This window comes from Pseudomonadota bacterium (assembly GCA_030859565.1).
In the GTDB taxonomy this organism is placed as follows: domain Bacteria; phylum Pseudomonadota; class Gammaproteobacteria; order JACCXJ01; family JACCXJ01; genus USCg-Taylor.
The window spans coordinates 1-3,807 of record JALZJW010000232.1; the positions used below are offsets into that span (position 1 = coordinate 1).

Consider the following 3,807-nt stretch of genomic DNA (forward strand, 5'->3'; position numbering starts at 1 on the left):
CTCCAGGCCAGCGTGGTGGCCGAAGAGGTTCGCAGCGGCGCCGAGTTCAGCATCATAATGTTCAACCTGTTCACGGGCTTCATGGGGCTCGGACTCCTGGTCGGCATCGCGGCTTTAGGTGTCATCGCCGCCCGCTCGGTGGTCGAAAGGAGGCAGCAGATCGGGATGATGCGCGCCCTCGGGTTCCAGAGGGGCCAAGTGCGGCTCGCGTTCCTCATGGAATCGTCGTTCGTAGCCCTGCTCGGCATAGCGACCGGGATAGCGCTGGGGTTCGGGCTCTCGGGCAACATCCTCGAGCAGATGGCGGGCGACATGCCGGGGGTCACCTACCAGGTTCCGTGGACCATGATCGGGCTCGTCGCGGCCATCGCCTACGCAGCCTCTCTCCTGACCACGTTCCTGCCCGCCCGCCAGGCGTCGAAGGTCTACCCGGCGGAGGCGCTGCGCTACGAATAGTCGTTTTTGGCGCAGCCCCGCGTGCCGCGCGGGGCTGCGCCAAATCAAACCAAACCAAACTTGGAGGAAACTCATGAAAGCGATTGTGTACACAAAATACGGACCGCCGGATGTCCTGAACCTAGAAGAGGTCCGGGAGCCGACCCCCAGGGACGATGAAGTCTTGATAAAGGTTCATGCGGCGTCCGCAAATGCGAGGGACTGGCGTCTCTTGAGGGCTGACCCGTTCCTGGTCCGCCTGAACCTCGGGCTTCTGAAACCGAAACACAACACGCTCGGATCTGACATAGCGGGACGGGTTGAAGCGGTTGGCGGAAACGTAAAGCAGTTTCAACCGGGTGATGAGGTATTCGGTGACTTGTCCGGGGGCGGTTTTGGCGGCGGCGGCTTTGCCGAGTATGTGTGTGCAAGTGAAGATGCTTTGGCGTTGAAACCGGCCAGTTTGACATTCGAGGAGGCAGCGGCGGCGCCTATGGCGGCGGTCACCGCTTTGCAGGGGCTTCGCGACAAAGGACGGATCCAGCCGGGGCAAAAGGTTCTGATCAATGGTGCGTCCGGCGGCGTGGGTACGTTGGCGGTGCAGATCGCCAAATCGTTCGGGGCCGAAGTCACCGGCGTGTGCAGCACCAGGAAGTCGGACATGGTGCGCTCGATCGGCGCGGACCACGTCATCGATTACACGCAAGAGGATTTCACCCGAAATGGGCAGCGTTACGACCTGATCCTCGCCGTCAACGGATATCGTCCGATCTCGGATTACAAGCGTGCGCTAAACGCCAAGGGAATCTACGTCATGGTCGGAGGTTCCACGGCCCAAATATTCCAGGCTCTGCTCCTGGGTCCGTGGATGTCGATGACCGGGAGTAAGAAGATGGGCGCCCTGTCGGCGAAACCAGATCAGGAAGATCTGGTCTTTGTGAAAGAGCTTGTCGAAGCCGGTAAAGTAATGCCTGTTATCGATAGACGTTACCCGTTGAGCGAGGTTGGTGAAGCTCTCCGGTATCTCGAAGAAGGACACGCCGGAGGAAAAGTCGTCATCACCGTGTGAGGCGCGACGCGACGGCTCAGGAGAATCCGATGAAAGCGATTGTATACACAGAATACGGACCGCCGGGTGTTCTTCAGCTCGAAGAGATCGAAAAACCGACTCCCAAGGACGATGAAGTTCTGATAAAAGTCCAGGCGGTATCCGTGAATAGATCTGACTGGGAGGGACTGATAGGTAAACCGTTGTATGCCCGCATAGGGGGGCTTCGAAGACCACGTCGCCGGATCCTCGGATCCGACATAGCGGGGCGAGTCGAAGCGGTTGGCGCTAACGTCGAACAATTTCAGCCAGGCGATGAGGTATTCGGGGACATCTTGGGCTATATGGGCGGTTTCGCCGAGTATGTCCGTGCGCCTGAAAACAGGTTGGCGCTGAAACCGGCCAGTATGACATTCGAGCAAGTAGCAGCGATCCCTCAAGCGGCGGTTATTGCCCTCCAGGGTATTCGCGATAAAGGACAGGTTCAGCCGGGGCAACAGGTTTTGATCAATGGCGCGGGCGGCGGCGCCGGTACGTTTGCCGTGCAGCTTGCCAAGTTATACGGGGCTGAGGTGACCGGGGTGGATAACACCGGCAAGCTGGACTTTATGCGCTCGCTTGGCGCAGACCACGTCATTGATTACAGTCGGGAAGACTTCACCAAAAACGGAAAACAATATGACCTGATACTTGATCTTATCGCGCATCGTTCGGTTTTCGCCTACAAGCGGGCGCTAAGGCCCAATGGAAGTTATTTCTTTGTCGGAGGTTCTGTAGCCACGCTTTTCCAGACTTTGCTCCTGGGACCATTGGTTGGAAGAACCGCGGGCAAGAAAATACGCATCCTGGCGGTTCAACCAAATCTAGAAGATATGGTTTATATAACGGAGCTCTATGAAGCTGGCAAAGTCGTCCCGGTCATTGATAGACGTTACCCGTTAAGCGAGGTTGCTGAAGCGCTTCGGTATCTTGGAGAAGGACACGCCGGAGGAAAAGTCGTCATCACGGTGTGACGCTCGGTGGACAATGAGGACATCATGAAGGCAATCGTCCAAGACAAATACAGCTCACCTGATGTTGTTCTGGAACTCAAGGACATCGACAGGCCGACGGTTGGGGATGATGAGGTGCTGGTGCGCGTTCACGCGGCTTCCGTCCATCCAGATGTCTGGCATGTCGTGAGAGGCCTGCCGTACGTCCTGCGCCTGATGGGGGCCGGGCTGCTCAAACCAAAGAACCGCGTTCCTGGAACGGATGTAGCGGGGCACGTTGAGTCGGTTGGCAAGAACGTGACGCGGTTTCAATCAGGTGATGAGGTATTCGGCGAGAGCATCAAAGGTTATCAGTGGACCAACGGCGGAGCCTTTGCCGAGTATGTGACTGTTCCAGAAGACTCGCTGGCGCGGAAGCCCGACAACATCACGTTTGAACAAGCCGCGGCCGTACCCACCTCCGGAATCATCGCCCTGCACAATCTTCCGAATGAGGGACGGTTGCGGCCAGGCCAGAGCGTGTTGATCAACGGCGCTGGCGGTGGTGTGGGCGCGTTCGCCGTACAGCTCGCCAAAGCGTACGGAGCGGATGTGACCGGCGTGGACAGCACTGGGAAGCTGGAGATGGTCAGTTCGCTCGGCGCAGACCGCGTCATCGACTACACCCGGGAAGACTTCACCCAAAGCGGTGAGCGCTACGACCTGATCTTCGACATCCCCGGGAACCATCCGTTTTCGGATTGCCGACGCGCCCTTACTCCCGAGGGGACCTACGTGCTCATCGGCCATGATCGCTTCGGGCAGGGGGCTGGGCGCTGGCTGGGAAGCATCCCCCGTGTCCTCAAACTGGTGGTGCTCTCCCCGTTCGTGAGTGGGCTGCCGACCCCGAACTTCTCGATGCCAGACAAGAGAGACTCAATGGCAGTCTTGAAGGAATTCCTTGAAGCAGGGAAGCTGATGCCGGTCATCGACAGAACCTACCCGCTCGCCGAGGTTCCCGAGGCCATCCAGTATCTCGAAAAGGGGCACGCTGCAGGGAAAGTAGTCATTACGGTGTGATAAGCGGAACGGCGCTCAAACTACAGGTCTTACGACCACCGAGGAGAGGACAAGGCAATGGACACTCACCCACTCGCGTCATCGACCACACTAACGACCAAGGAAGGGCGACGGCGAACGGCACACACCACCGTCGAGTATCCCTTTTCTGCTCATCGGCGTGGCGCTGCTATAAACGGCCACGGCGGGGCCACGAAATCGTGGCGAAAAACGAACTACTCGAGTTTCTGTGCTCCTTAACGTTGTAAACTGCGCGCTCGCTCGTAATAGGCC

General features: G+C 58.3%; 4 protein-coding genes. All 4 read left to right on the plus strand.

The features are described from left to right. A partial coding sequence (locus tag M3436_19885; GenBank protein ID MDQ3566238.1) for an FtsX-like permease family protein occupies positions 1-456 on the plus strand: 456 nt, incomplete at its 5' end. Positions 457-529: 73 nt separating this feature from the next. Further along, positions 530-1,504, plus strand: coding sequence for an NAD(P)-dependent alcohol dehydrogenase (locus M3436_19890; GenBank protein MDQ3566239.1), 975 nt, complete (start codon positions 530-532; stop codon positions 1,502-1,504). A 29-nt stretch (positions 1,505-1,533) separates the two neighbouring features. Continuing rightward, positions 1,534-2,496, plus strand: a complete 963-nt coding sequence (locus M3436_19895; GenBank protein MDQ3566240.1) for an NAD(P)-dependent alcohol dehydrogenase — start codon at positions 1,534-1,536, stop codon at positions 2,494-2,496. Between the two features lie 24 nt (positions 2,497-2,520). Beyond that, positions 2,521-3,534, plus strand: coding sequence for an NAD(P)-dependent alcohol dehydrogenase (locus M3436_19900; protein ID MDQ3566241.1), 1,014 nt, complete (start codon positions 2,521-2,523; stop codon positions 3,532-3,534). The last annotated feature ends 273 nt before the right edge of the window (positions 3,535-3,807 follow it).